The sequence below is a fragment of the Humidesulfovibrio idahonensis genome, from assembly GCF_054657715.1.
This window is the reverse complement of record NZ_BAAHYE010000003.1, coordinates 617189-638058: the sequence shown is the minus strand read 5'-3', so window position 1 is coordinate 638058 and position 20870 is coordinate 617189. Positions and strand designations below refer to the sequence as shown.

Here is a 20870-nt window from a genome sequence, read left to right as displayed (position 1 = left end):
CTCTGCCCTGCTGCGAGGTTTGATCCCCCCAAGCAGACAGCACATGACCATCGGAGCAGACCATTGCGAATGCGCCATTCTTTTTGCCTCATACTCGTGTTGTGCGTCACGGTGCTGTTGTCGATACCGGTCCGGCAGAGTCTCGGGGCCGAGCCACAGCAGCCCGCCAGCACGGCCTCAACGCTCATCATCACGGAAGAAAACGACTATTTTGCCGGCACGGACAACCACTATACCAACGGCATCAAAATTTCCTGGGTGTCCGGCGATCTTAAGAAATACGCCGAGGACGAACGCCTGCCGGAGTTCGTTTTGCCCTATCTGCGCATTCTGCCCTTTGTGAACGAACCGGGGCAGCAGTATAACGTGGCCCTGTCCCTGGGGCAGAACATGTACGTGCCGCGCAACACCACGCTCAACACCCCGCAGCCAGACGACAGGCCCTTTGCCGGATGGAGCTACATCTCCCTGGCCATGCACGCCAAGACCGCCACCCAGCTCGACACCTTTGAGACGAGCGTGGGCGTCGTGGGACCTTCGTCCATGGCCGAGGAGACCCAGAACAACTACCACGCCGTCATGGGCTTCGAGCGCGTCCGGGGGTGGGGGCATCAACTCCACGACGAACCCGGCCTCGTGCTTTCATGGCAGCGCACCCTGCGCGCCGCGCGGGCGGACTTGGGCAGCGACGTGGCCTGGGATTTTCTGCCCCATGTGCGGGCAACGGCGGGCAACGTGCAGACCCACGCGGCCGCGGGTTTCGAGACGCGCCTCGGCTATCGTCTGCCGTGGGACTTCGGCACCTCCCTCATCCAGCCCGGCGGCGGCGTCAGTGCACCGGCCGATGCGGATGACCCCCGCCTGCGGCCGGACACCGAATTCGGGCTGCACGTCTTCGCCGGGGCAGAGGGGCGCGCCGTGGCGCGCAATATCTTCCTCGACGGCAACACATGGGAGAACAGCGCGCACATAGCGAAGAAAACTTTTGTGGCGGACCTCATGGGCGGCATCGGCCTCGTCATGGGCCGGACCAAGCTCACCTACACCCATGTGTACCGGACAGAGGAATACTATGGACAGAAGGGCGGCCAGCTGTTCGGGTCCGTCAGTCTGTCTGTCACGTTCTAGGCCTGGAAGGTCCGAATACGCCCAGGCCTAACCTTGGACGTTCAGGCAGCGCGTGGGCAGCGGTGATGGGTCCGCATAGGAGTCCTGCGTGGCATGTGGGGGTTGGCTGAGCCGGCGATGCTGACTTCCCCGTCACAAGTTCCCCTGAGCCCGAGCGAAAGTAGCCGCTCCCCCTCGCCGTCGCACATGCTGGTTCCACGGCGCGCTAGGGGCTGGAGTCAAGCGTAAGCGCGTCCGCGCGTGCTTGACGCCAGCGCAGCGCGTCGTACCTTGCCGACGCTCGGCGAGGGGGAGCGACCCGCGCTGTCTTCCTGTGCGCACACCGGGCTGCGCACACCGGGCTGCGCACAATGACCGCGCACTGAAGCGCGCACTCTTCCCATCCGGTCAATCCTGCGAAGCCACCGCTGCTGTCCGGTTTTGTTGACGGGCCTGTGCTGTCAACAAAACCGGACAGGATTTCGTCGAGGTGCTTCTTCTCTTCACCGCCGCCAGCGTCCTGCCCATAAGATTCCTTCCGCGACCTCCTTCGTCCGACTTGCTGCGGCTTAATTCGGTGTGGCAGGCTTTCCTGTGACCAGATTCCTTGTTTGGGCTTCGAAGCCTTGCGCTTCGTGAACGGCTGCCTGCTCGACGGGATGGCTGAAGTGCCCACCAAAGTGTTTGAGGTGACCACAGAGTCGCCTCGCAGGCTCTGAACCGCTCACCGCGTTGTGGGCAAAACCAACGGACGGTCCAGTCCGAACCCCGCTGCATAAGGAGACGCAGCGCAAAATGGATCGGCGGAGTTGCTACCGCTGGCGCCAGGACAACCCTGGCGCACATGCCGAAAACTCGGCGCGCGAGCCTGGCTCGCAGAAAGAGCACACTACTCAACGGGAGAGGCGGCGGAACGAATCAGAGCAGAAGGAAGGACAAGTTGATGGGAACGAACAGATGGCCGAAATCGCTGCACTCGCAAGCCGAAGCGCTGCTCGGTGGCATTCGGGCGATTGGCAGGAAGAAGGGCAGCGTTGACTGGCGATTTATTCGCGGCACTGGCACATGGGACGTCTACCGTCGCGACATTCACCGCTTCATCGAGTTCCTGCAGCGAACTGGGCAGCGCGACCTGCGCGACGTGCCCAGGGCTGTCGACCTCACGCGTGCGTACATCTCAAGCCGTGGGCAAGCGCTGCGCGGCGCTGGCGGCTCGTTCCAGACGATTGAGCGCGAAATCTCCGCGCTCACGAAGCTTTCGCACGCCCTCGACGTATACGTCGAGCGCCACGGCGGCGAGTCGGCGGCGGCCATCCGCTCCGTCTTGGCGGAGGAGAAAGCGCATTGGCGCGCCGAGCTTTCTGCGCGTTCCGGCGGCGACACAACTCGCGCGTATCCCGACCCAGAGGGGCTCTACGCCGCCATTTCCGAACCTGCGCTGCGGCTCCAGGCGAAGCTCATGGGCGAGACGGGCTGTAGGACGGAAGGCGTCGGCGCGCCAGCGCGCGGCAGCAACCCGCTCACGGGCGCCAACCTGATCGGCATGGGCACGGACCCAATCTCCGGCGCTGCCGTCGGGCGCATCATGGTCCGGGAGAAGGGCGGCAAGCATACAGAACACTTCGTGAATCCAGCGACGTACCGCGAACTTGAAGAACACATCCAGGCGCACGGCAAGCTCGCTTCGCCGTACCGTACGTTCTTGCGTGCGGTCGAGGCGGCAGCACGGGAGACGGGGCAGTATGCACCTGGCCGGGGCACGCACGGGTTGAAGCATAGCTTCGCCCAGGCGCGCATGCATGAGGCCATTGAGGCCGGCTTGGCGCATGAAGAGGCGAAGCAGGCAGTGGCCAACGAGATCGCGCATAACCGCCTCGACAGCGTCGACACGTATTTGAGGTAGACCGTGCCGAAGTTCGCGATACATCCCTCCGGCTTGAACACAGCGAAAGAGCGCGCCCGTGCGTTGCGCTGGCTCGCCGGCCTGGCCGAAGTTGACCGCGAGCGCATTCTCGCCGACGCCTTCAGCACATGCGCCACGGCCACGCCGCCGACGCCGTACGTTGCGTTGCTTGGCGCTATCCGTGGCTTCGGCTTCGACACGATCCGGCGGCGCGGTTTCCGTGCCGCCCGATCGGAGCAATTCGAGGATTTTCAGCGCGTGCGCGAGTCCCGCGCCAGGAATTTGCGGGACGAGCGGCCCTCGCCGCTGCGCGACAAGCTGCTCCCACGCTGGTCCGTGGTGCGCGAGCTTCATGCCCAGGGTCTCGGCTTCAGGCTCATCGCCCGCTACTTTTCGAAGCAGCTGCGCATCCAGGTGTCGCCGTCGTACCTACGGAAGATGTGGTTCGAGCTGGAGCAGGCTGGAGATAACGACCTGCCGAGCCAGTAGACCGTGCGGCAGAGCGCAAAAAATAATTCTCCGCGGCTGAAAATCGCCATGAATTCCAGAGACTCGAAGATCTCGAATATAGATTCCAACCGGCTTGATTTTTGAGACATAATTCGAAAGATCATGATCCCTTTCACCCGAACCCGGAGGGACCATGTTCGAACGTCTCACGCTCATCACCCTTGCCCAGGCAATCGTCCTGCCCTGCCTGTCGAAACGGACCGGCAGGCCCTGTCGCACCACCATCACCCGGCAACTGCTGCTCGCCGAAACGGCAGACTGCCTCCATCTGGTTGGCTGCTTCGACCCGCAGGGCCGCGTGCATCGGACTGCCGTGCGAGATGTGCTCTCTGTGCAGCGCCGCCTCGTCGTCCATGCGGAGGCGCTGGGCGGCGCGGGGCACGTCTGCCGAGAACTCGAAGCGCTCCCACCTGCTGCGTTCTCTCTCGACGCCACCGGCTCACCGTACCAGTTCGTTTCGCTCGGGTCGCGGGATGCGGTGGAACTCATCGGCGCCTGGCCGTCCACCTGCGGCGACATCACGGCCATGCTGCGACCTGTGTGCGGCATGCTCATCGCCGCAGCGGATTCCGTGATTCCGCCGTTCAGGCTAATCGGGCACCTCTGGCCAAATGGCGATTTCGCGCGGCCCGGCGGCTCGCTCGTGCTGTCTTTCGCACGCCGTCCTGGCGTGCTTTTCGCCGCGAAGTACCCGCTGGAACTGGCGGCAAAGCTCATCGTGCGGAACCGCAGTGCCTGGGGCGAAGCGTGGGAGCCAGAAGCGCCGACGGTGGAGAATATGCGCTCGGCAGCACTCATGGCTGTGCAGCACAAGCCGCGTCCGCAGGTGCCGCTCACTGGCGAACTCCTGCGTGAAGCCGCGCAGTCGAAACCGGTCGAAGACCTCGGTGACTGGTGGCACGACTGCTCTATCTGGCACGCCAGTGGCTGGCCACGTTGGCGTAATGGCTGCAACCGCTCCGGCGTCCTGGTGTCGAACGACGATCCCGGGCTGTGGCATCTGTTTGTGGCCGATGGTGGCGGAGACTCTGCGTCATTGCTGGTTCGGTAGAGGCGCCGCCGGCAGGGTCGGGGATTGCCCGACCCTGCCTCCACATGACGCCGCAGGGGAGGGCACCATGCTGAAGTTTTTTGGAGACACCCCCACATTTCAGCTTGCCAGATTGATTTTCGCAGCGGACGTTCGGGCTGCCAATTCGCGTTTCTCAAATGGAGGAAACCGGGTTGGCAGTTACGCCGAGCAGCACCACAAGCAACGCCACGAGCCAGGGCATCCTCTCTGGGCCGTTCTTCACGTTCCGCGACGCTGCTGCCTACTGCGGCTACCAGCACCCCGATTCCTTCGCTCGGATGCTGCGCGAAGAAGACCTCTCCCTTCCTGCCTGCGGTCCGCGCCGCAATCGCTACGCCCGCTCTGTTCTGGATGACTTCATGTCCAATCCCGACGCCTTTCGGGCCTCGCGTACCGCGCGGGTTCGTCGTCATACACCGAAACCTGTTTCCATAGACTGAAGAAGGAGTGTCATGGCAGTCTGTCAGCGCAAAGATGGCCGTTGGCATGTCACGTACCGCGACGGCGGGCACGTGCGCTCGAAGTCGTTTCCGCCAGGCCGGGAAGGAAAGCGCCAAGCCAAGGCGTTTGCAGCCGAAATCGCAAAACGCAAAGCGCTGCGAGAAGAGCTCGTCGATGCGCAGCCCCAGGTAGTCTACTTGCAAGACCTCGTGGAGTCGTGGGTCATTGCGAAGAAGGCAAACGGACTCAAACAGTGGGTTCGGGACTGGGTGTCCGTGTTCAACGCCGTGTTCCTCCCCGCGCTCGGCAGGGCGCCAGTTCACCTGCTCACGCAAGACGCAATCCTGGATGTCGTCAACGAGCACTACGCACTCAAAGCCCAGGCGACACGCAACCGCTACATCGGCTACATCAAGACCGCACTGAACATCGGCGTTGACCGCAAAATCATTGTTGAGAACCCACTTTCAAAATTCAAGATGGGAGAAGAGAAGAGGCACAAATCTCCACTCACGTTAGAAGGCCTGGATCTCATCATGGCAAATGCGCCGAAGCACCTCGCTTGGGCGATCCAAGTGGCGTGGAACATCCCCTGTCGCCCTGGACAAGATCTCTACTCGCTCACATTCTCGGAGAACGTGAAGTGGGGACGCGGCGGGGTGGAGGTTTTCCACCGGAAGGTCGAGAAATGGGTGTTCGTCCGGTGTTCGGACGAATTTATGCAGGCGCTGGAGGCGCGGCGCCATTTGCACAAGAGCGACTATCTCATCGAGTACAAAGGCCGACCGGTCGCGGACATCGGCACGGCCTTCAGCAACGCCGCCGAGCGCGCCGGGCTGAAGTACAGTGTCTGCCCGTACGACATCCGGCACCTGTGGATTACCACCATGCTCGACAAGCAGGTGGAGATTTCCGCCATCGCCCACTTGGCTGGCACCAGTGTGCGCATGATCATTAAAAACTACTACGAACCTCATTCCTCGGAGACGGAAAAGGCGGCTGCGTTGCTGCCGAAGCTCGGAACCGCGCAGGAGACGCCGTTGCGGTTGGTTGATCGTGTCAGGCCGGTTCAGGTGGCGTGAGGATTTGACACGGCAATAATGAAGGGGCTTGCCTTTGCGGAGGCAAGCCCCTTCATTTTTCTCGTGGGCATGCCATGCTTCTAGCGGCGCGGCACGGCCTGCGTTCTCAAATGAGGTGGCTGGGGTTCGCAGCTTGAAAGCGCGGTTGCATGGGCCGGTCAGTGCCAAATCGCGCGCGCGTTTGCCCTTGGCCGTTTCCGCTCGCGCGCAGAATGCAGTGCGAGGCTGCCGCGCCAAAACGAAAAAGGGCCTGCGATTCGCATCGCAAGCCCTTGATCTATCGAAGTGGTGGAGCTGGAGGGAATTGAACCCACGGCCTCTTGAATGCCATTCAAGCGCTCTCCCAACTGAGCTACAGCCCCACGTCGTTGGGAAGGCATGTTTAGCGAAGAGGGCCGGGTGTTGTCAACGGAGAAATAAAAAAAGTTGAAAAAAATGCCGGGGCTTCCGCGCGGCGTTGCTTCCGGGCCGTGTTTGGCGTAATTGTCCGCAAGTCCGGCAGCGCCCGGAACACCGCGAACCCCGGACCAAACACATGACCAGGACGCTTCTTCGTATCGCAGCCAAGCTCGCCTGGGTGGCCGTGGTCTTCTTCGGCATCACCGTCATCAGCTTCTGGGTCATCCACCTGGCCCCGGGCAAGCCCACCGATCTGCAGACGACGCTGAACCCCGGCGCCTCCGCAGTGGCGCGCGAGCGTTTGGAAAAGATCTACGGCCTGGACCAGCCCATCCACGTGCAATACGGCCAGTGGGTCACGCGCATGGCCCGGCTGGACTTCGGCCGCTCCATGTCCGGCGACAGCCGCCCCGTGTGGGACAAGATCGCGGAGCGCCTGCCCCTCACCTTCGGCATGAACATCGTCTCCTTATTTTTGACGCTTGCCGTGGCCATTCCCATAGGCGTGGCCTCGGCGTGGCGGCAGGGCGGCGCGTTCGACCGCCTCTCCACCGTCGTCGTGTTCGTGGGCTTCGCCATGCCGAGCTTCTGGCTGGCCCTGCTGCTCATGCGGCAGTTCGGCATCGTCTGGCCGGTGCTGCCCATTTCCGGCCTCACCAGCCTGGGCTTCGCCAAGCTGGGCTTTTGGGGCAAGACCTGGGACTTGTGCCGCCACCTGGCCCTGCCGGTGTTCCTGTACACCTTCGGCAGCCTGGCGGGCATGTCGCGCTTCATGCGCACCAGCATGCTCGAGGTGTTGCGCCAGGACTATATCCTTACCGCACGGGCCAAGGGCCTGCCCGCGCGCACGGTCATCTTCCGCCACGCCATGCGCAACGCGCTGTTGCCGGTCATCACCATCCTGGGCCTTTCCGTGCCGGGGCTCATCGGCGGCAGCGTCATCATCGAGTCCATCTTCTCCCTGCCGGGCCTGGGCCAGCTTTTCTACCAGGCGGTCATGAGCCGCGACTATCCGCTCATCATGGGCAGCCTGGTGCTGGGCGCGGTGCTTACGCTGGCCGGCAACCTGCTGGCCGACGCGGGCTACGGCCTGGCCGATCCGCGCATCCGCCAGTCCGGCGGCGGAGCCGGGGCGCAGTCCGGCGCGCAGCCTGAAGCGGCACCCGACGTTCCTTCCGCCGCGGCATCCGGCAAGGAGAGCGCATGAGCGCGCGCTCCGTCAGGAAACGCAAGCCCCTTGCGCCGCCCAGCTGGCTGGAGCGCTACGGCATGCTGGGCCTGGGCCTGCTGCTTGTGGGCGGCATGAGCCTGGCCGCGCTGCTGGCGCCCTGGATCGCCCCCTTTGACCCCAACGCCATCAACGTGGACGCGCTGCTGCTCACGCCGTCCTTTGCGCATCCGCTGGGCACGGACGCCCTGGGGCGCGACGTGTTCTCGCGCATTCTGTTCGGCGGCCGCGTGTCGCTGTGGGTGGGCTTTGTGGCCGTGGGCATCTCCACGGGCATCGGCCTGGCCCTGGGGCTCATTGCCGGCTACTTCGGCGGGCTCATCGACGAAATCATCATGCGCCTGGTGGACGTGATGCTCTGCTTCCCGTCCTTTTTCCTCATTCTGGCGGTCATCGCCTTTCTTGAGCCCAGCCTCACGAACATCATGGCCGTCATCGGCCTCACCTCGTGGATGGGCGTGGCCAGGCTTGTGCGCGCGGAGACGCTTTCCCTGCGCGGGCGCGACTTCGTGCTGGCGGCCAAGGTGGCCGGGGCCGGACCCGTGCGCATCATCGTGCGCCACATTTTGCCCAACGCGCTGGCCCCGGTGCTGGTTTCCGCAACCCTGGGCGTGGCCGGGGCCATTCTGGTGGAGTCGTCGCTCTCGTTTTTGGGCCTGGGCGTGCAGCCGCCGGACGCCAGCTGGGGCAACATGCTCATGGACGGCAAGGAAGTGCTGGAGATCGCCTCCTGGCTCTCGGTGTATCCGGGCCTGGCCATTCTTCTCACCGTGCTGGGCTACAACCTCCTGGGCGAGAGCCTGCGCGACATCCTCGACCCGCGCCTGCGGAGGTGAGCCATGGATGCGCAGAGCAGCGAACGCGTCCGCTACCCGGAGTTCGAAGCCAAGCACCCCTGGCTGGTGCGGCTTTTGGACGCCTATCATCTTTCCGACGAGGCCGTGCGCAAGGACCTGGCCGAGCAGACCGCCCTGCGCGGGCACGGCGTCGCCTGCGGTCCGGGCTGCCGCAACTGCTGCGTGGACCAGGTCATCCCGGTGTCGGAGTTCGAGGTGCTGGGCTTGTGGTGGTACGCCTCCGAGATTTTGGAAGGCCCAGTGCAGGACGAGCTGAAAGAGCGCCTGCTGGGCTACGGCGAGGTGGGCGAGTGCGCCTTTCTTGTGGGCGGGCGCTGCTCCATCTACCCCCTGCGGCCCTTTGTGTGCAGGCAGTATTATGTGTTCAACAAGCCCTGCGACCCCGGCGAGAACGTTTACGACACGCGGCGCAAGGACGCCTACCGCGCCGGGCTGGACAGCGCGCGCGACCTGGCCTGGCAGCTCATTCCCCTGTACGGCGTGGCCGAGGAAAACGTTGATTGGCTCTTCGAGAGCGGCTATATCACTCGAAAAGGAAAGCACCTGCACACCTTGCCCCTGGACAACATCGTCATGCACATGAAGACCACCGCACACCGCCGCAAGGCCCGCAATGCTTGAGCTGTTGCGCATCCGCGACCTGGCCCTCATTGAGGACGCCGAGCTGGAGTTCGGCCCCGGCATGAACGCGCTCACCGGCGAAACCGGCGCGGGCAAGAGCTTCATCGTGCGCGCCATAGATTTCTTGACCGGCGAGCCCATGAGCGCCGACCTGGTGCGGCCCGGCAAGGAAAAGGCCGTGGTCGAGGCCGTGTTCGTGATGCAGAATGGCGACGCCCCGGCAGAGGAGTTCATCCTGCGGCGCGAGCTCATCGCCGGAACAGGGCGCAGCCGCGTGTACGTGAACGACCGCCTGGGCTCCCTTGAGACCCTGCGCGACCTGCGCGCCGGGCTTGTGCTGCACACCAGCCAGCACGGCCAGCAGAAGCTTTTGCAGCCCGCGTTCCAGGGGCGCATCCTCGACAGCTTTCTGGCCGAGCCGGGCCTCTTGCCGGAGCGCGACGCAGCCCTGGCCGCGGTGAAGGCCGTGCAGGCCGCCCGCGCCGACTTGGCCGCCCGCGTGGCCGATCTTTCGCGCCAGCGCGAATTCTTGGAGTTCCAGCGGGCGGAGATCGCCAAGGTGAACCCCCAGCCCGGCGAGGAGGACGACCTGCTGGTGCGCAAGGCGGGCCTGAAGGACCGCGAGCGCCTGGACGAGGCCAAGGCGGCCGCCTTGAACGCCCTCTTGGGCGAGGCCCCCCTGGCCCTGCTCACGGGCGAGCTTTCCCGCGCGCTGCTGACGCTCATCCCCTTTGACGAATCCTTCAGCGCGGACAGGGACGCGGCAGAGGACTTCCGCCATCTGCTGGCCAATCTGGAGTCGCGCATCCGCCGCCTTTCGGTGGAGGACGAGAACGGCGACGACATCGAGGCCATCGAGTCCCGGCTGTTCGAACTGGCCAAGCTCAAGCGCAAGCTGAACAAGGGCCTGGACGAGATTGTCGACCTGGGCAGGCAGGTGGAGGAGAATCTTTCGTTCCTCGACTCCTGCGCGCTGGATGCGGGGCGCTTGGAGCGCGAGGAAGCCGAGGCCGCCAAGAAGCTGGGCGCCGTGCTCGCCCGGCTCAACGCCGCCCGGCGCGAGGCCTCGGAACGGCTGTGCGCCCGCCTGGGGCAAGAGCTTGCGGGCCTGGGCTTCTCGGAGCACGCCCGCGTGGAGTTCGCCTTTGAGCCCTTCACCGTCTATTCCGGCCCGGCTTCTGGCCCGATATCGGGTCCGGAATCTGGCCAGGCGTCTGGCGATAACGGCGCGGAATCCTCCGGCCTGACCGAACTGCGCGGCAGGCTCTTCTGGGTGCCCAACCCCGGCCAGCCGCCCCGGCCCCTGGACAAGATCGCCTCCGGCGGCGAGCTTTCGCGCTTTTTGCTCGCCCTCACCGGCCTGCAGGCCGAGAGCGCCCGGCCCACGCTCATTTTCGACGAAGTGGACGCTGGCATCGGCGGCCACACCCTCACCCGCGTGGGCGAACGCCTGCGCGCCCTGGCCAGCCGCCAGCAAATGATCCTCATCACCCACTGGCCGCAGCTGGCCAAATTGGCGGAGCGTCATTTCCAGGTGCGCAAAGAGGTCGTGGACGGCCTCACCTTCACCGGGTGCGCAAGGCTCGACGCCGCGGCCATCGAGGCCGAGCTGGCGCGCATGTCCGGCGGCGCCGCCTGATCCAGGCCCCTTGAGTCTCCGCAGCGCGCGGGGTATAAGGCGTGCGGTAACCGGGAGCCGACCACCCCGGCCAAGGAGATTCCCTCATGTTCCGCCGATTCGCCTGGGTGCTGTGCGCCCTTGCCGCAACGCTGCTCATGGCCTGCGCCCACGCGGCCTATACCAACAGAAGCCAGTTCATGATGGTGAGCGAGGGGCAGGAAGTGGCCCTGGGCCTTCAGGGCGCGCAGGACGTGCTCAAGAAGGAGAAGGAAAGCCACGACCAGTTCCAGACCGAGCGCATCAGGCGCATTGGCTGGCGCATAGCCGCCGCCGCCAACAAGCCGGAATACAAGTGGGAGTTCCATCTCATCGAGAAGGACACGGTGAACGCCTTTTGCCTGCCGGGCGGCAAGGTCTTTGTGTACACCGGCATCCTGAACCTCACCACGTCCAACGACGAGCTCGCCGCCGTCATGGGGCACGAGATCGCCCACGCTCTTTTGCGCCATAGCGGCGAGCGCATGAGCACGGCCCTGGCCGCCCAGGCAGTCGGGCAGGCCGGTTCCATCGCCATCGGCTCGACCGTGAGCCCGGGCGCGAGCCAGGTCTTCGGCCAGCTGTACGGCTTTGGCGCGCAGGTGGGGGTGCTTTTGCCCCACAGCCGCACCCAGGAGTCCGAGGCCGACGAGGTGGGCATGATTCTGGCGGCCAAGGCCGGGTACGAACCCGCCGGGGCGTTGAAGTTGTGGCACAAGATGGACGCCTACGCCAAGAGCAAGGGCCAGAACGTGCCGGGCTGGATGTCCACCCACCCCACCACGGAGGACCGCATCGCGGCCATACAGGCCAAGATGGGACCCATCCGCGCCAAGTATTTCCAGCAGGCGGCTCTGCGCTAGTGGCCGGGGCCGCATGATCGTTTGCACCGGCTGCGGCACGCGCAACGCCGATGCCGCGCAGAACTGCGCCACCTGCGGCCGCAAGCTGCAATCGCGCTGGGCCGTGGGAGCGCCCGCTCCGGATGGCAACGGCGCTCTCGGAGCGGCTGGCGGCCCGGCAGCGAATGCGGCGGGCGGCGGGGCGGACGCCTGGCCCGTGCCCGGCAGCGCAGCCAGTCCGCTGGACCTGGACGCCCTGGGCGGTCGGGCCGGCCTCAGCCCCACAGGCATGGACGGCGGCGCATGGGAATCCCTGGCGCCCGCCCAGCACACCCTGGACCCCCATGCCTCGCGCCTGGTGCGCGCCTGCGCCGAAACCTGGACCTACGCCCTCATGCTCGTGGCCGGAGCCGTCACCACCGCCATCCTCGAAGACTGGCGCTACCTCGCCGGAGCCATCGTGGTTGCGGGCGGCCTGGCCTGGGCCAGGAAGATTTGAGGGGAAGCGAGGTTAGTTACCGCAAGTCTTGGAAACGTTCGCGGAGACAAGTGGTTCCCCGCTGTCGAAAGTGTCGATGCGTGAATTACAGGCTGGGCAGAGGGGGATTATGTATGTGTCCCTATCAGAACTTCCTGATTTTATAACATGCCCACCTAGCTCAGCAAATTTAGAACAGTCAAGAGCTGCACACAGCGTTGCCTTTTTCCCTGCCCCATTTTCCCAGTGATCCAACCAACTGTCGCATTTGCACTTGTTTGTGCTTGTTCCATTGAGATTTTTGACCTTCATGATGGAGCCTCCTGTGTTTTGATTGAGCAGACAGGAGGAACGGTACTCGAAGATGAATATCATGTAAAGAATAACTTGCATGGTATAATTCGATGGATTATCCGCAAAACAAAAAACCAACCGCGGCATGGGCGAGTGCCTGAGCGGCAAGCTCAGCCCCTAGTCCGGCAGCCTGTCCAGCACCACCGCTTCCTTGGAGAGCGCCTCCACCAGACGCCGCTTGAGTTCCGGGCCCATCTCCTTGGCCAGGTCCATGCCGATCTTCTGTCCGCTGCGCATGAGGCCGGGCATGGCGGTCGTGATCTTTCTGCCCGCGGGCGAGCGGTAGAAGGCCAAAATCTCGCGGATCTCCTGATGGCTGAAGGTGTTGGCGTACAGCGGCACGATGCGGTCGATGAGCCCGCCGGGCGCGTCCACCTTCTCTGCAATGATCTCCGTGGTCACCCGCTCCACAACGGCCAGCACGCGCGGCGGAATGTCGGGCCTGGTCCGGCGCAGCACGGCCGTGTACTGCTGCGTCATGGCGGCGGCCAGCTGCCTGCCCATGGTCTGCGCACCGGAAAGCTCGATCATCTGGCGGATGTCCGCTTGCTTCTCCAGGGTCATCTCCTCGGCCTGGGCGCGGGCGGCGGGCAGAAGCAACAGCAGCGTGAGCGTCAGCGTGAAGACGAGGCGGTTTGGCATGGGGGCTCCCCTGGCAAGGGCTGAGGTGGATGGTGCGCCCGACGCTACCAGTCCCGAACGCGGAGCACAACGGCTGCGGCGCACGGCGTTGACAGGCCCTTGCCTATGCGGCACACCGCGCCTGAGGATGCTTTGCGCCGAGCCGTCCCGCGCCTTCTCCATTCCTGCAACGCCAGCCACGCCGCCCGCAAGGGCGAGGGAGCACTGCCCTTGTTCGCACATCCGCCCGATGCACATCCCCAGAATATGCCCGCAGAGCCGCTTTTGCAGGACGGCTGCCTCCGCAATGCAGCGTTGTTGCGCTGCGCGCCGTTTCTGCTGCTCGCCGGACTGTTCGCCGCATATTATCAGCTGGGCATCTTTGTGCGCGGTGATTCGTTTCAGAATTACGCGACCTTCAACTACGCCTACTGGAACATGCTGACCGCCGGGGAGTTTCCGCAGTGGTTCCCCTATGCCGCCTATGGCAGCCCTTCGGAAGGGTACATGATGACCTTCTTCGGGCCGTTCCAACTGCTGGCGGTGCTGTGCGGGGCGGCGCTGCACGTGCAGAACGTGTGGCTCCTGTTCTGCGTCTCGATCTTTGCGGAATCCATGGTGTATGTCTCCGGCGCGTATCTGCTCGGGTTGTATTTGTACAAAAGCGAATTCGTTGCCTGCGCCGTGGCCTGCTGGATAGCCGCCTCCCTGTACTGGAACGTGCAGGTGTTCTGGCCGCATCGGGCGTTGCTGTACATTCCCTTCATGGTGTTGTTCACCCTGCGCTTCCACAAGGACGGCGACCTGCGCGATCTGCTGCGCCTGGGGCTCGCGCTCGGCGTGTCCGTCATGGGCAACAACATTTACACCGGCCCGGTGTATGCGCTTTTCGCCTGCGTATTCTTCCTGGCGCTGCGCGTGTTCGACCGCAAGGGCGGCTTTGCGCGGCTGGCGCGGCCCGGGCTGGCGGCCCTGGTGGAACTCGGTCTTTTGGCGCTGCTTGGCGGGCTCTTTCTCTTTCTCTTCCTCAAGGCCCTGGACGGAGCCGCCTTCACCGCGCCCGGCCGGGACCCCGTGACCGGCGCGTCAGACATCACGACATTCCTGAACTATGGCGGCTCGGCCCTGGGCAAGCTGCCGGAGTTCGTGCTGGGCCGCAGCACCATGCACGCGGAGTATTTCTTCTACCTGGGCCTCGGGGCCACGGGGCTTGTGCTGTATGCCCTGCGCCGGGTGCGCGCCGGGGTGTTCCTGGCCCTGGTCTGCGCCACGCTGCTGCTGTTTCTGCTCAGCCTGGGGCCCACCGGACTGGTGGCTTACGGCGCGTATTGGTTTCCGGGCATGAACCGTTTCCGGCACCTCTCCTACCTGCTGCCCATGGTGCGTCTGCTGCTGTTCTTTCTGGCCGGATATGGCCTGGACCACGCACTGGAAATGCCGCGCCAGCGACGCGCAGAGGTCTTCCTCTGGCTCATGCTGGGCGCGCTCGGCATCCTTATGGCCAAGGACGTGTGGCTGGTCTGGAGCGGCATGGTGCCCGAGCTGGGCTTTGGACTGCTTGTTGTGGTGTGCCTGGCGTGCGGCCTGCTGGAGCGCCGCTGGCCGCGCGGTCTGGGCGTCGGCCTGGGCTTGGGCCTGGCGCTTTTGGGCATTCTGGAGCTTGGCTTCGCCCACGACCGCCTGCTGCACAGCACCGACACCATCTGCACCTGGGAGCAGCGCCATGCGGTGGGCGGCACTTTGGACGCCACGCTCCCGCAGCCGCAGCCCTTTCTGGCTGGCCGCCCCGCTTATCTTGGCGCGCATCCGCAAGCCCAGGCCCTGGTTGAGTTGTGCATCCGCCAGGCGGTGAACAACTACAGCATGCTGCACTTCACCGGCGGCGATTTTTGTGCGCCCGGCGTGCGCATCGACTACGCCATGCCGGCCGTGCTGGAGCTGCTGGAGCGCGCCGCACCCGGCGCTTTGGCGCGCATCAACGAGGAGCGCGACCTGAACAAGGCCCTGGGCTTCGTCTACTGGCTGCCGGCCCTTGCCCAACCCTGGTTCCGCGAGGCCCTGGGGGGCGATGGCAACCGGCTGGTGCTGGAGACGCCGCAGGGCGAACGGCGCGACGCATCGCCCGGCGTGCGGCGCTTTTCCGCCAACCATCTGGTGGTGGATGTGGACGCGGGACCCGAAGGCGGCGCGCTCTATTACGCCGATGCGTACCATCCCGGCTGGCGGGCGCTGGTGGACGGCCAGTCCGCGCCGGTGGAGCGCTCGCACGGGGCGTTCAAGGCCGTGGCCCTGCAACCGGGGGCGCATCGGGTGGAGCTTTCGTTCTACCTGCCCGCGCGCGAGTGGGCCCGGCGGGCGCTTGGCCTCACCGCTGTGCTGGCTCTGGGGCTGCTTGCGCTCACGGCGTGGCGCGGGCGTCCGCAAACCGGCTGCTGAAGCGATCTGGCGGCGTGCGCCCGGCTGAAGGCCGGGGCTGTGGCGGCTGCCGATGGGCATTGAGCCGGGGAGAAGACCGGGTTCGGCAGACGTTTGTCCCGATGTTGCCTGCTGGGCCTGACGGACGGCCATAAAGCGGGAAGGATGCGGGAGCAGGGCAGGCGGCCTGCTTCGGTCAGCGCTTGCCACAACCAGATGGCTGGACGCCGCTTTGGCGCAGCACTGGTGCCGAAGTGTTATTTGCCCCGCATTATGTGCCGGGTGCGGCCGATTCCGTTGCTGTTGCCCGGGCCCAAGGCGGCTCCCTCATCACGGGTGCCGGTGTTGGGCTTCGGCGTGGCAGGCGGGTTGCTGCCGGCAAGGGCGACAGGGGTGGAGCTTGGCGACAGGAAGGAAAGGGGCGACAGAAGCGTCGCGGGCTGTTCTCAGCGCGCGTCCAGGCGCAGGGTGAGGAAGGTGAGGTCGAGCCACTGGCCGAACTTCTGGCCGACCTCCTTCAAGGTGCCGGTCTGCTCGAAGCCCAGATCTTGGTGCAGCCGGAGCGAGGCCTCGTTGCCCGCTTCGACGCCCGCCACCATCACATGCTTGCCCAGGCCGCGCGCGCGCTCGATGAGGCGCCGCATGAGGGCCTTGCCGATGCCGGCGCCGCGGTGCCCCTGACGCACGTAGACGGAATGCTCCACAGTGTGCCGGTAGCCGTCAAAGGCCCGCCAGTCCCCAAAGGACGCATAGCCGAGGACCTGTCCGGCGGCCTCGCTGCCTGCGCCGTTTTCTGCGGCGATGGCGACGAGGACCGGGTAGCCCTGCCGCTGCCGCTCGGCCAGCCACTGGGCGCGGTTGGCCGCATCGACCGTCACCTCGTTCCAGATGGCCGTGGTGTTGGCCACAGCGTCGTTGTAAATGGCCAGAATGCCTTCGATGTCACCCTCGTGGGCGTCCCGTATCAACATGCGTCCTCCCGGGGCGGTTTCCCGCTACCCTTCGTCCACGCGCTTGTCGCGGTAGAAATCCAGCAGGTTCCACTTGAAGATGAACGGGCTCAGGTCGCCCAGTTCGTTCGCCTTGAGGGGCGACCAGACCAGGCGCTTGTTTTTGTCCAGCCTGCCCTGGTCCGTGTACTCGAAGCCGAGGGAGGTCTCGCCCTTTTGCGGATCGCTGAAAATGTTTCGCAGCACGGCGTTGACCATGAACGGCCTGGCCGGTGTTTCCGGCTCGGCGATGGCTTTGAAATAGAAGGAGAACGTGAAGCCGGGCTCTTTTTTGGGCAGCACGTCGTTGATGATCTCGTTCTGCACGACCAGGCGCAGGCCGCACGACGAGATGTTTTCGACCTTGAAGGGCTGCTGGGTTCCGGCCTTGCTGCACAAAAGCGGAGGCGTCTCGGAGATCAGGGCGCCGGCGGGCAGTTCGTGCCAGGCGAAAAAGAGCGGCATGCGCTCCTGGTCGACGCCCACGCGGACGCTGCGCCGCTGCTGGGCCGGGGCCAGCTCCGCGGGCGCGGGCAGGGCGAAGGCCACCACGCCGTTGGGCTGCGTCTGCACGGACTGGATGTGGCTGACGAAGGTGTAGAAGTTCGAAATCGAGCTGTCCGTCTTGTCGCGCACCATGAAATAGCAGGAGACGGAGACCCCGACGAAAGCCTGCGAGGCCTTCTTCAGCGTCGAGACCTCCAAGAGGATGCGCGAATTGTTGAAGCTGACGAAAGAGGCGGAAATGTCCTTGAGGCTGGTCGTGGTGTCCGCAAAGGCGAGCCTGACTTTGGCCCGCTGGTCCAGGGCGTCCGTGAGGATGCCGGAAACGAGCTGGCGATTGCGCTTGGCAGCGTCTTGGCCTTGTTTGGCGAGGTTCCAGAGTGCGCACATAGTTGGTGGTGGTGGCTTGCGGTTGATGGGGCGACGGTGTCGTGTCGAGCACCATTACCGGGGCCCAACCGGCTTGTAAAGCGGCTGGGGCCTCCCCCTGCCGGAAGCATGTAGCGTGATGTTTCCAACATGCCGGAAGCAAAGCACAAGCAGCGCTGGCGGGCGGCAAAGAAAACCGCAATTGCGGCCCACGTGGCTTGGATCAACTTATGCTGCTGAAAATACGGCAATAATTCTGATCTCTCCTCTTTGCGCTGATATGATTGCGTTAATTTTTATGCAGCGCACTTGTCCGATTCCATTGTATTATTTTTCGTCAATGTTGAGCCTGGCTGGAGTAAATCAATTTGTTATTGCATTTTTTTGTAGAGTGAATATTTTCACATAGCATCCCTCTCGTGCATCTGATTGTCCTGCCAAAGAGGTTTTGTCGCAAGGGCAAGACAAAACATAAGACCCCGGTCTGAACACAATCGACAGGAGGAATAGTCATGTTGAAGCACTGGCTTCCCACACTGCGCAAGAGTTCAGAAGAGACGATGCGTCCGGTGAGCATTGCGAACCTCATGGAGGAATTTTGGCGCAACCCCTTTGGCGTGGGCCTGGTGCCCGAGGGATTCTCCAAGAGTTTCTTCGGCGCAGAGGCCTACCCCGTGGTCAATGTGTTGGAGACGGACAAGGAAATCGCCGTGGACGCCGAGCTGCCCGGCCTCGAGGCCAAGGATGTCGACGTGAGCTTGCAGAATGACGCCCTGGTCATCACGGGCGAAAAGAAGTTTGAGGGCGAAGAGAAGAAGGACAACTACCACCGCATCGAACGCAGCTACGGCAAGTTCACGCGCGCCGTGCCCCTGCCCGCCAAGGTGAACGTCAAGGGCATCAAGGCGCGCTTTGAGAAGGGCGTGCTCCATGTTGCCCTGCCCAAGGCGGAGCCGTCCGCCCCGGCGCAGAAGATCAAGGTCGAAGGCTAGCCGACAACGAGTCTACACAAGGGGGGAGACGACAATGCGAGGGACATCCAGAGACAACGAGCGGTCCGCAGGCTCCGGTACGGCCAAAAGCACCGCAAAGCGCCAGAAGGCTTCGGGAGGCGGGACGCCGAAACAGGCCAGGGCGACGCCCATGGGCTTGACGGAAACCGTGCTGGCGCGTGTTGAGACGGTGCGCCTGGCGCAGCGCCAGGAAGGCAGCTTCGATTGCTTCGCCACGGCGAGGCAGGGGTACTGCGACCAGGGACAGTGCCTGTATCGCAACGAGTGCCTGGATTATTCACAACGGGTGCGCTGAACACCTTTGCCCTTTGCGAAGGACAGCTCCAACAACTCAAAGGAGGCGGCATGAAGATCCTCGTGGCGGTGGAAGATTCCCAGTATTCGACCAAGGCCCTTGAGTACGCGGTGGGACTGGCAAAAAAGGAAGGCGCCGACTTGACGGCGGTGAGCATCGCCGAACTGATGGTCGGGATGGTGGAGGTATTTCCGGATGCGTCCGTGGAGGAAGCGCTCTTGAAGCACGCCGCCATGACGGCGGAAAGGGCCAAGGAATACGCGAGCGGCAAGGGGGTCGCCCTCAAGACGGTCATCGAGAGCAGCGCATCCGCGGCGGAAAGCATCCTCGAAACGGCCGAAAAGCTGGGCGCGGACCTCATTGTCCTGGGAAGCCGGGGCAAGAAGGGCGTCGAGCGGTTTCTGCTGGGCAGCGTGGCCACGAAGGTCGCCGCCCATGCGCGCTGTTCCGTCTTGATCGTCCGGTAGCGTGCTGCGCGTTTGAGCCGCCGCCGTCATTGCGGCGCGGCATCCGCCCTGCCGACGTTTCACAGGCGCAAGAAAAAGGCGCTTCAGCTGTTCGCTGAAGCGCCTGTCTTTTTTGGTGCCGAAGGGGAGACTCGAACTCCCATGGCCTTGCGACCACTAGACCCTGAACCTAGCGTGTCTACCAATTCCACCACTTCGGCATTTCGCGGGCGGCTTGCGCTGCACCGTTGTTGCGAAGGAAGCATTTAGCTGCATCGCGGAATAATGGCAAGTGTTTTTTGCCAGTGCCCCGCAAATTTTTCCTAGCGCGGGCTGCGCTCGTCAATGGGCACATAGTCGCGCAGCACCTGCCCGGTGTAAATCTGCCGGGGGCGGTGGATCTTGCTCTTGTGCTCCAGGTGCTCCTCGTACCAGTGGGCTATCCAGCCGGGCATGCGGCCGATGGCGAACATCACCGGGAACATCTGCACGGGAATGTTGAGCGCGCGCAGGATGATGCCGGAGTAAAAGTCCACGTTGGGGTACAGCTTGCGCTCGATGAAGTACGGATCGGCCAGGGCGGCGGCCTCCAGCTCCATGCCGATGTCCATGAGCTCGTCGGGCTGGCCGAGTTTGAAGAGCAGCTCGTGGGCGGCCTTCTTCAATATGACGGCGCGGGGGTCGTAGCTCTTGTAGATGCGGTGGCCGAAGCCCATGAGCCGGAACTTCTTTTGCTTGGCCAGTTCCAGCACTTCGCGCGGGGTGCGCTGGCCGTCGCGGATCTGCTCCAGCATGGAGACCACGCCCGCGTTGGCGCCGCCGTGCAGCCGGCCCCACAGGGCGCAAATGCCGGCCGAGACCGAGGCGAAGAGGTTGGCCTGGCTGGAGCCCACCATGCGCACGGTGGAGGTGGAGCAGTTCTGCTCGTGGTCCGCATGCAGGGTGAGGAAAAGCGAAAGGGCCCGCACTGCCTCCGGGGAGGGATCGTAGTGCTGGTGCGGGATGGAGAACATCATGTGCAGGAAGTTGCGGCAATAGCTGAGGGCCGGGTTGGGGTACATGAACGGCAGGCCCATGCTCTTGCGATAGCTGAAGGCGGCGATGGTGCGCACCTTGCTGATGATCTTCGAGGCGGCGAGGTAGAACTCGCCCTTGCTCTCGATGTCGAGCAGGTCGCGGTGATAGCAGCCCAGGGAGTTGACGATGGCCGAGAGCATGGCCATGGGGTGTCCGTTGGGCGGAAAGCCTTCGAAATGATGCTTCACGTCCTCGTGCAGCAGTTCCTCCGCGCACAGGCCGGCGGAAAAGCGGGAAAGCTGGTCGCGCGTGGGCAGCTCGCCGAAAATGAGCAGCCAGGCCGTCTCCGTGAAGGAGCCGCGCTCGGCGATCTGGTCGATGGGGTAGCCCCGGTAGCGCAGCACGCCGTTTTCGCCATCAACAAAGGTGATGGAGCTTTTGCAGGGGCCGGTGTTCATGTAGCCCGGGTCGTAGGTGATGCAACCCGTTTGCGAGCGCAGGCGGGTGATGTCGAGGGCGCGGTCGCCCTGGGTGCCTTCGACGATGGGCAGCTCGATGGTCTTGCCGTCGATGATGAGTTGCGCGGTCTTGGTCATGGTCTGTCCACTTGTAGCCGGTGTGCGTGTAGCCGGGTTGCCGAATAATCTTCT

20 protein-coding genes and 2 tRNA genes are annotated in these 20870 nt (G+C 64.2%); 16 read left to right on the top strand and 6 right to left on the bottom strand.

All coding sequences use genetic code 11. The features are described from left to right. Window positions 1-69 precede the first annotated feature (69 nt). The 6 genes from ACYQ4W_RS09370 to ACYQ4W_RS09345 all read left to right on the top strand — a co-directional run bounded on the left by ACYQ4W_RS09370 (window position 70) and on the right by ACYQ4W_RS09345 (window position 6115). Window positions 70-1128 (top strand): lipid A deacylase LpxR family protein, encoded by a 1059-nt coding sequence (locus ACYQ4W_RS09370; protein ID WP_459855654.1) that lies wholly within the window; start codon window positions 70-72, stop codon window positions 1126-1128. A gap of 922 nt (window positions 1129-2050) precedes the next feature. Next, complete coding sequence (locus ACYQ4W_RS09365; protein ID WP_459855652.1) at window positions 2051-3010, top strand: hypothetical protein; 960 nt, start codon at window positions 2051-2053, stop codon at window positions 3008-3010. Window positions 3011-3013: 3 nt separating this feature from the next. Further along, complete coding sequence (locus ACYQ4W_RS09360) at window positions 3014-3499, top strand: hypothetical protein (RefSeq protein ID WP_459855649.1); 486 nt, start codon at window positions 3014-3016, stop codon at window positions 3497-3499. 154 nt (window positions 3500-3653) lie between these two features. Continuing rightward, window positions 3654-4571: a hypothetical protein gene (locus ACYQ4W_RS09355; protein ID WP_459855646.1), complete on the top strand. Its 918-nt coding sequence runs from the start codon at window positions 3654-3656 to the stop codon at window positions 4569-4571. Between the two features lie 173 nt (window positions 4572-4744). After that, complete coding sequence (locus ACYQ4W_RS09350; protein ID WP_459855643.1) at window positions 4745-5032, top strand: DNA-binding protein; 288 nt, start codon at window positions 4745-4747, stop codon at window positions 5030-5032. Between the two features lie 12 nt (window positions 5033-5044). After that, window positions 5045-6115 carry a tyrosine-type recombinase/integrase gene (locus ACYQ4W_RS09345; RefSeq protein WP_459855641.1) on the top strand — a complete coding sequence of 357 codons (1071 nt, stop codon included), beginning with the start codon at window positions 5045-5047 and terminating at the stop codon, window positions 6113-6115. A gap of 286 nt (window positions 6116-6401) precedes the next feature. Here ACYQ4W_RS09345 and ACYQ4W_RS09340 read toward each other — a convergent pair. Next, window positions 6402-6477, bottom strand: a tRNA-Ala gene (locus tag ACYQ4W_RS09340). 173 nt (window positions 6478-6650) lie between these two features. Here ACYQ4W_RS09340 and ACYQ4W_RS09335 point away from each other — a divergent pair. From ACYQ4W_RS09335 to ACYQ4W_RS09310, 6 genes are all read left to right on the top strand, one after another. Then, window positions 6651-7721 carry an ABC transporter permease gene (locus ACYQ4W_RS09335; RefSeq protein WP_459855639.1) on the top strand — a complete coding sequence of 357 codons (1071 nt, stop codon included), beginning with the start codon at window positions 6651-6653 and terminating at the stop codon, window positions 7719-7721. Next, window positions 7718-8578: an ABC transporter permease gene (locus ACYQ4W_RS09330; protein WP_459855637.1), complete on the top strand. Its 861-nt coding sequence runs from the start codon at window positions 7718-7720 to the stop codon at window positions 8576-8578. Before ACYQ4W_RS09335 ends, ACYQ4W_RS09330 begins: the two co-directional genes overlap by 4 nt. Window positions 8579-8581: 3 nt before the next feature. Beyond that, complete coding sequence (locus ACYQ4W_RS09325) at window positions 8582-9220, top strand: YkgJ family cysteine cluster protein (protein ID WP_459855634.1); 639 nt, start codon at window positions 8582-8584, stop codon at window positions 9218-9220. Then, window positions 9213-10859 (top strand): DNA repair protein RecN, encoded by a 1647-nt coding sequence (locus ACYQ4W_RS09320; protein WP_459855632.1) that lies wholly within the window; start codon window positions 9213-9215, stop codon window positions 10857-10859. Before ACYQ4W_RS09325 ends, ACYQ4W_RS09320 begins: the two co-directional genes overlap by 8 nt. Before the next feature lie 86 nt (window positions 10860-10945). Then, on the top strand, window positions 10946-11740 hold the full coding sequence (locus ACYQ4W_RS09315) for a M48 family metallopeptidase (RefSeq protein WP_459855630.1): 795 nt from the start codon (window positions 10946-10948) through the stop codon (window positions 11738-11740). Window positions 11741-11753: 13 nt separating this feature from the next. Continuing rightward, a complete protein-coding gene (locus ACYQ4W_RS09310) occupies window positions 11754-12218 on the top strand; it encodes a hypothetical protein (protein ID WP_459855628.1) in 465 nt (154 codons plus the stop codon). Between the two features lie 450 nt (window positions 12219-12668). On the opposite strand, the gene ACYQ4W_RS09305 is transcribed toward ACYQ4W_RS09310, so the two are convergent. Continuing rightward, window positions 12669-13193: a DUF2059 domain-containing protein gene (locus ACYQ4W_RS09305; protein ID WP_459855626.1), complete on the bottom strand. Its 525-nt coding sequence runs from the start codon at window positions 13191-13193 to the stop codon at window positions 12669-12671. Window positions 13194-13490: 297 nt separating this feature from the next. Here ACYQ4W_RS09305 and ACYQ4W_RS09300 point away from each other — a divergent pair, with 297 nt between their 5' ends. Next, window positions 13491-15608: a YfhO family protein gene (locus tag ACYQ4W_RS09300; RefSeq protein WP_459855623.1), complete on the top strand. Its 2118-nt coding sequence runs from the start codon at window positions 13491-13493 to the stop codon at window positions 15606-15608. 425 nt (window positions 15609-16033) lie between these two features. Here the strand turns inward: ACYQ4W_RS09300 and ACYQ4W_RS09295 are convergent, their stop codons facing one another. Both ACYQ4W_RS09295 and ACYQ4W_RS09290 read right to left on the bottom strand, forming a co-directional pair. Beyond that, complete coding sequence (locus ACYQ4W_RS09295; protein WP_459855621.1) at window positions 16034-16558, bottom strand: GNAT family N-acetyltransferase; 525 nt, start codon at window positions 16556-16558, stop codon at window positions 16034-16036. Between the two features lie 24 nt (window positions 16559-16582). Further along, a complete protein-coding gene (locus ACYQ4W_RS09290; protein WP_459855619.1) occupies window positions 16583-17470 on the bottom strand; it encodes a PilZ domain-containing protein in 888 nt (295 codons plus the stop codon). Between the two features lie 491 nt (window positions 17471-17961). Between ACYQ4W_RS09290 and ACYQ4W_RS09285 the strand changes: the two genes are divergently transcribed. From ACYQ4W_RS09285 to ACYQ4W_RS09275, 3 genes are all read left to right on the top strand, one after another. Further along, window positions 17962-18441 carry an Hsp20/alpha crystallin family protein gene (locus ACYQ4W_RS09285; RefSeq protein WP_459855616.1) on the top strand — a complete coding sequence of 160 codons (480 nt, stop codon included), beginning with the start codon at window positions 17962-17964 and terminating at the stop codon, window positions 18439-18441. 151 nt (window positions 18442-18592) lie between these two features. Continuing rightward, window positions 18593-18757 carry a hypothetical protein gene (locus ACYQ4W_RS09280; RefSeq protein WP_459855613.1) on the top strand — a complete coding sequence of 55 codons (165 nt, stop codon included), beginning with the start codon at window positions 18593-18595 and terminating at the stop codon, window positions 18755-18757. A gap of 50 nt (window positions 18758-18807) precedes the next feature. Further along, entirely contained in the window at window positions 18808-19224 is a 417-nt protein-coding gene (locus tag ACYQ4W_RS09275; protein ID WP_459855611.1) for a universal stress protein, read from the top strand. 113 nt (window positions 19225-19337) lie between these two features. On the opposite strand, the gene ACYQ4W_RS09270 is transcribed toward ACYQ4W_RS09275, so the two are convergent. Next, window positions 19338-19424 (bottom strand) — tRNA-Leu (locus ACYQ4W_RS09270). Between the two features lie 102 nt (window positions 19425-19526). Further along, complete coding sequence (locus ACYQ4W_RS09265; protein WP_459855609.1) at window positions 19527-20816, bottom strand: citrate synthase; 1290 nt, start codon at window positions 20814-20816, stop codon at window positions 19527-19529. Window positions 20817-20870: the final 54 nt, after the last annotated feature.

Excerpts from the sequence above, each read along its gene's own strand:
- ACYQ4W_RS09320 (WP_459855632.1), top strand. The coding sequence starts at position 9,213 with ATGCTTGAGCTGTTGCGCATCCGCGACCTGGCCCTCATTGAGGACGCC.
- ACYQ4W_RS09305 (WP_459855626.1), bottom strand. The coding sequence starts at position 13,193 with ATGCCAAACCGCCTCGTCTTCACGCTGACGCTCACGCTGCTGTTGCTT.
- ACYQ4W_RS09295 (WP_459855621.1), bottom strand. The coding sequence starts at position 16,558 with ATGTTGATACGGGACGCCCACGAGGGTGACATCGAAGGCATTCTGGCC.
- ACYQ4W_RS09290 (WP_459855619.1), bottom strand. The coding sequence starts at position 17,470 with ATGTGCGCACTCTGGAACCTCGCCAAACAAGGCCAAGACGCTGCCAAG.
- ACYQ4W_RS09345 (WP_459855641.1), top strand. The coding sequence starts at position 5,045 with ATGGCAGTCTGTCAGCGCAAAGATGGCCGTTGGCATGTCACGTACCGC.
- ACYQ4W_RS09370 (WP_459855654.1), top strand. The coding sequence starts at position 70 with ATGCGCCATTCTTTTTGCCTCATACTCGTGTTGTGCGTCACGGTGCTG.
- ACYQ4W_RS09280 (WP_459855613.1), top strand. The coding sequence starts at position 18,593 with ATGGGCTTGACGGAAACCGTGCTGGCGCGTGTTGAGACGGTGCGCCTG.
- ACYQ4W_RS09330 (WP_459855637.1), top strand. The coding sequence starts at position 7,718 with ATGAGCGCGCGCTCCGTCAGGAAACGCAAGCCCCTTGCGCCGCCCAGC.
- ACYQ4W_RS09265 (WP_459855609.1), bottom strand. The coding sequence starts at position 20,816 with ATGACCAAGACCGCGCAACTCATCATCGACGGCAAGACCATCGAGCTG.
- ACYQ4W_RS09365 (WP_459855652.1), top strand. The coding sequence starts at position 2,051 with ATGGGAACGAACAGATGGCCGAAATCGCTGCACTCGCAAGCCGAAGCG.
- ACYQ4W_RS09315 (WP_459855630.1), top strand. The coding sequence starts at position 10,946 with ATGTTCCGCCGATTCGCCTGGGTGCTGTGCGCCCTTGCCGCAACGCTG.
- ACYQ4W_RS09335 (WP_459855639.1), top strand. The coding sequence starts at position 6,651 with ATGACCAGGACGCTTCTTCGTATCGCAGCCAAGCTCGCCTGGGTGGCC.
- ACYQ4W_RS09355 (WP_459855646.1), top strand. The coding sequence starts at position 3,654 with ATGTTCGAACGTCTCACGCTCATCACCCTTGCCCAGGCAATCGTCCTG.
- ACYQ4W_RS09275 (WP_459855611.1), top strand. The coding sequence starts at position 18,808 with ATGAAGATCCTCGTGGCGGTGGAAGATTCCCAGTATTCGACCAAGGCC.
- ACYQ4W_RS09285 (WP_459855616.1), top strand. The coding sequence starts at position 17,962 with ATGTTGAAGCACTGGCTTCCCACACTGCGCAAGAGTTCAGAAGAGACG.
- ACYQ4W_RS09325 (WP_459855634.1), top strand. The coding sequence starts at position 8,582 with ATGGATGCGCAGAGCAGCGAACGCGTCCGCTACCCGGAGTTCGAAGCC.
- ACYQ4W_RS09310 (WP_459855628.1), top strand. The coding sequence starts at position 11,754 with ATGATCGTTTGCACCGGCTGCGGCACGCGCAACGCCGATGCCGCGCAG.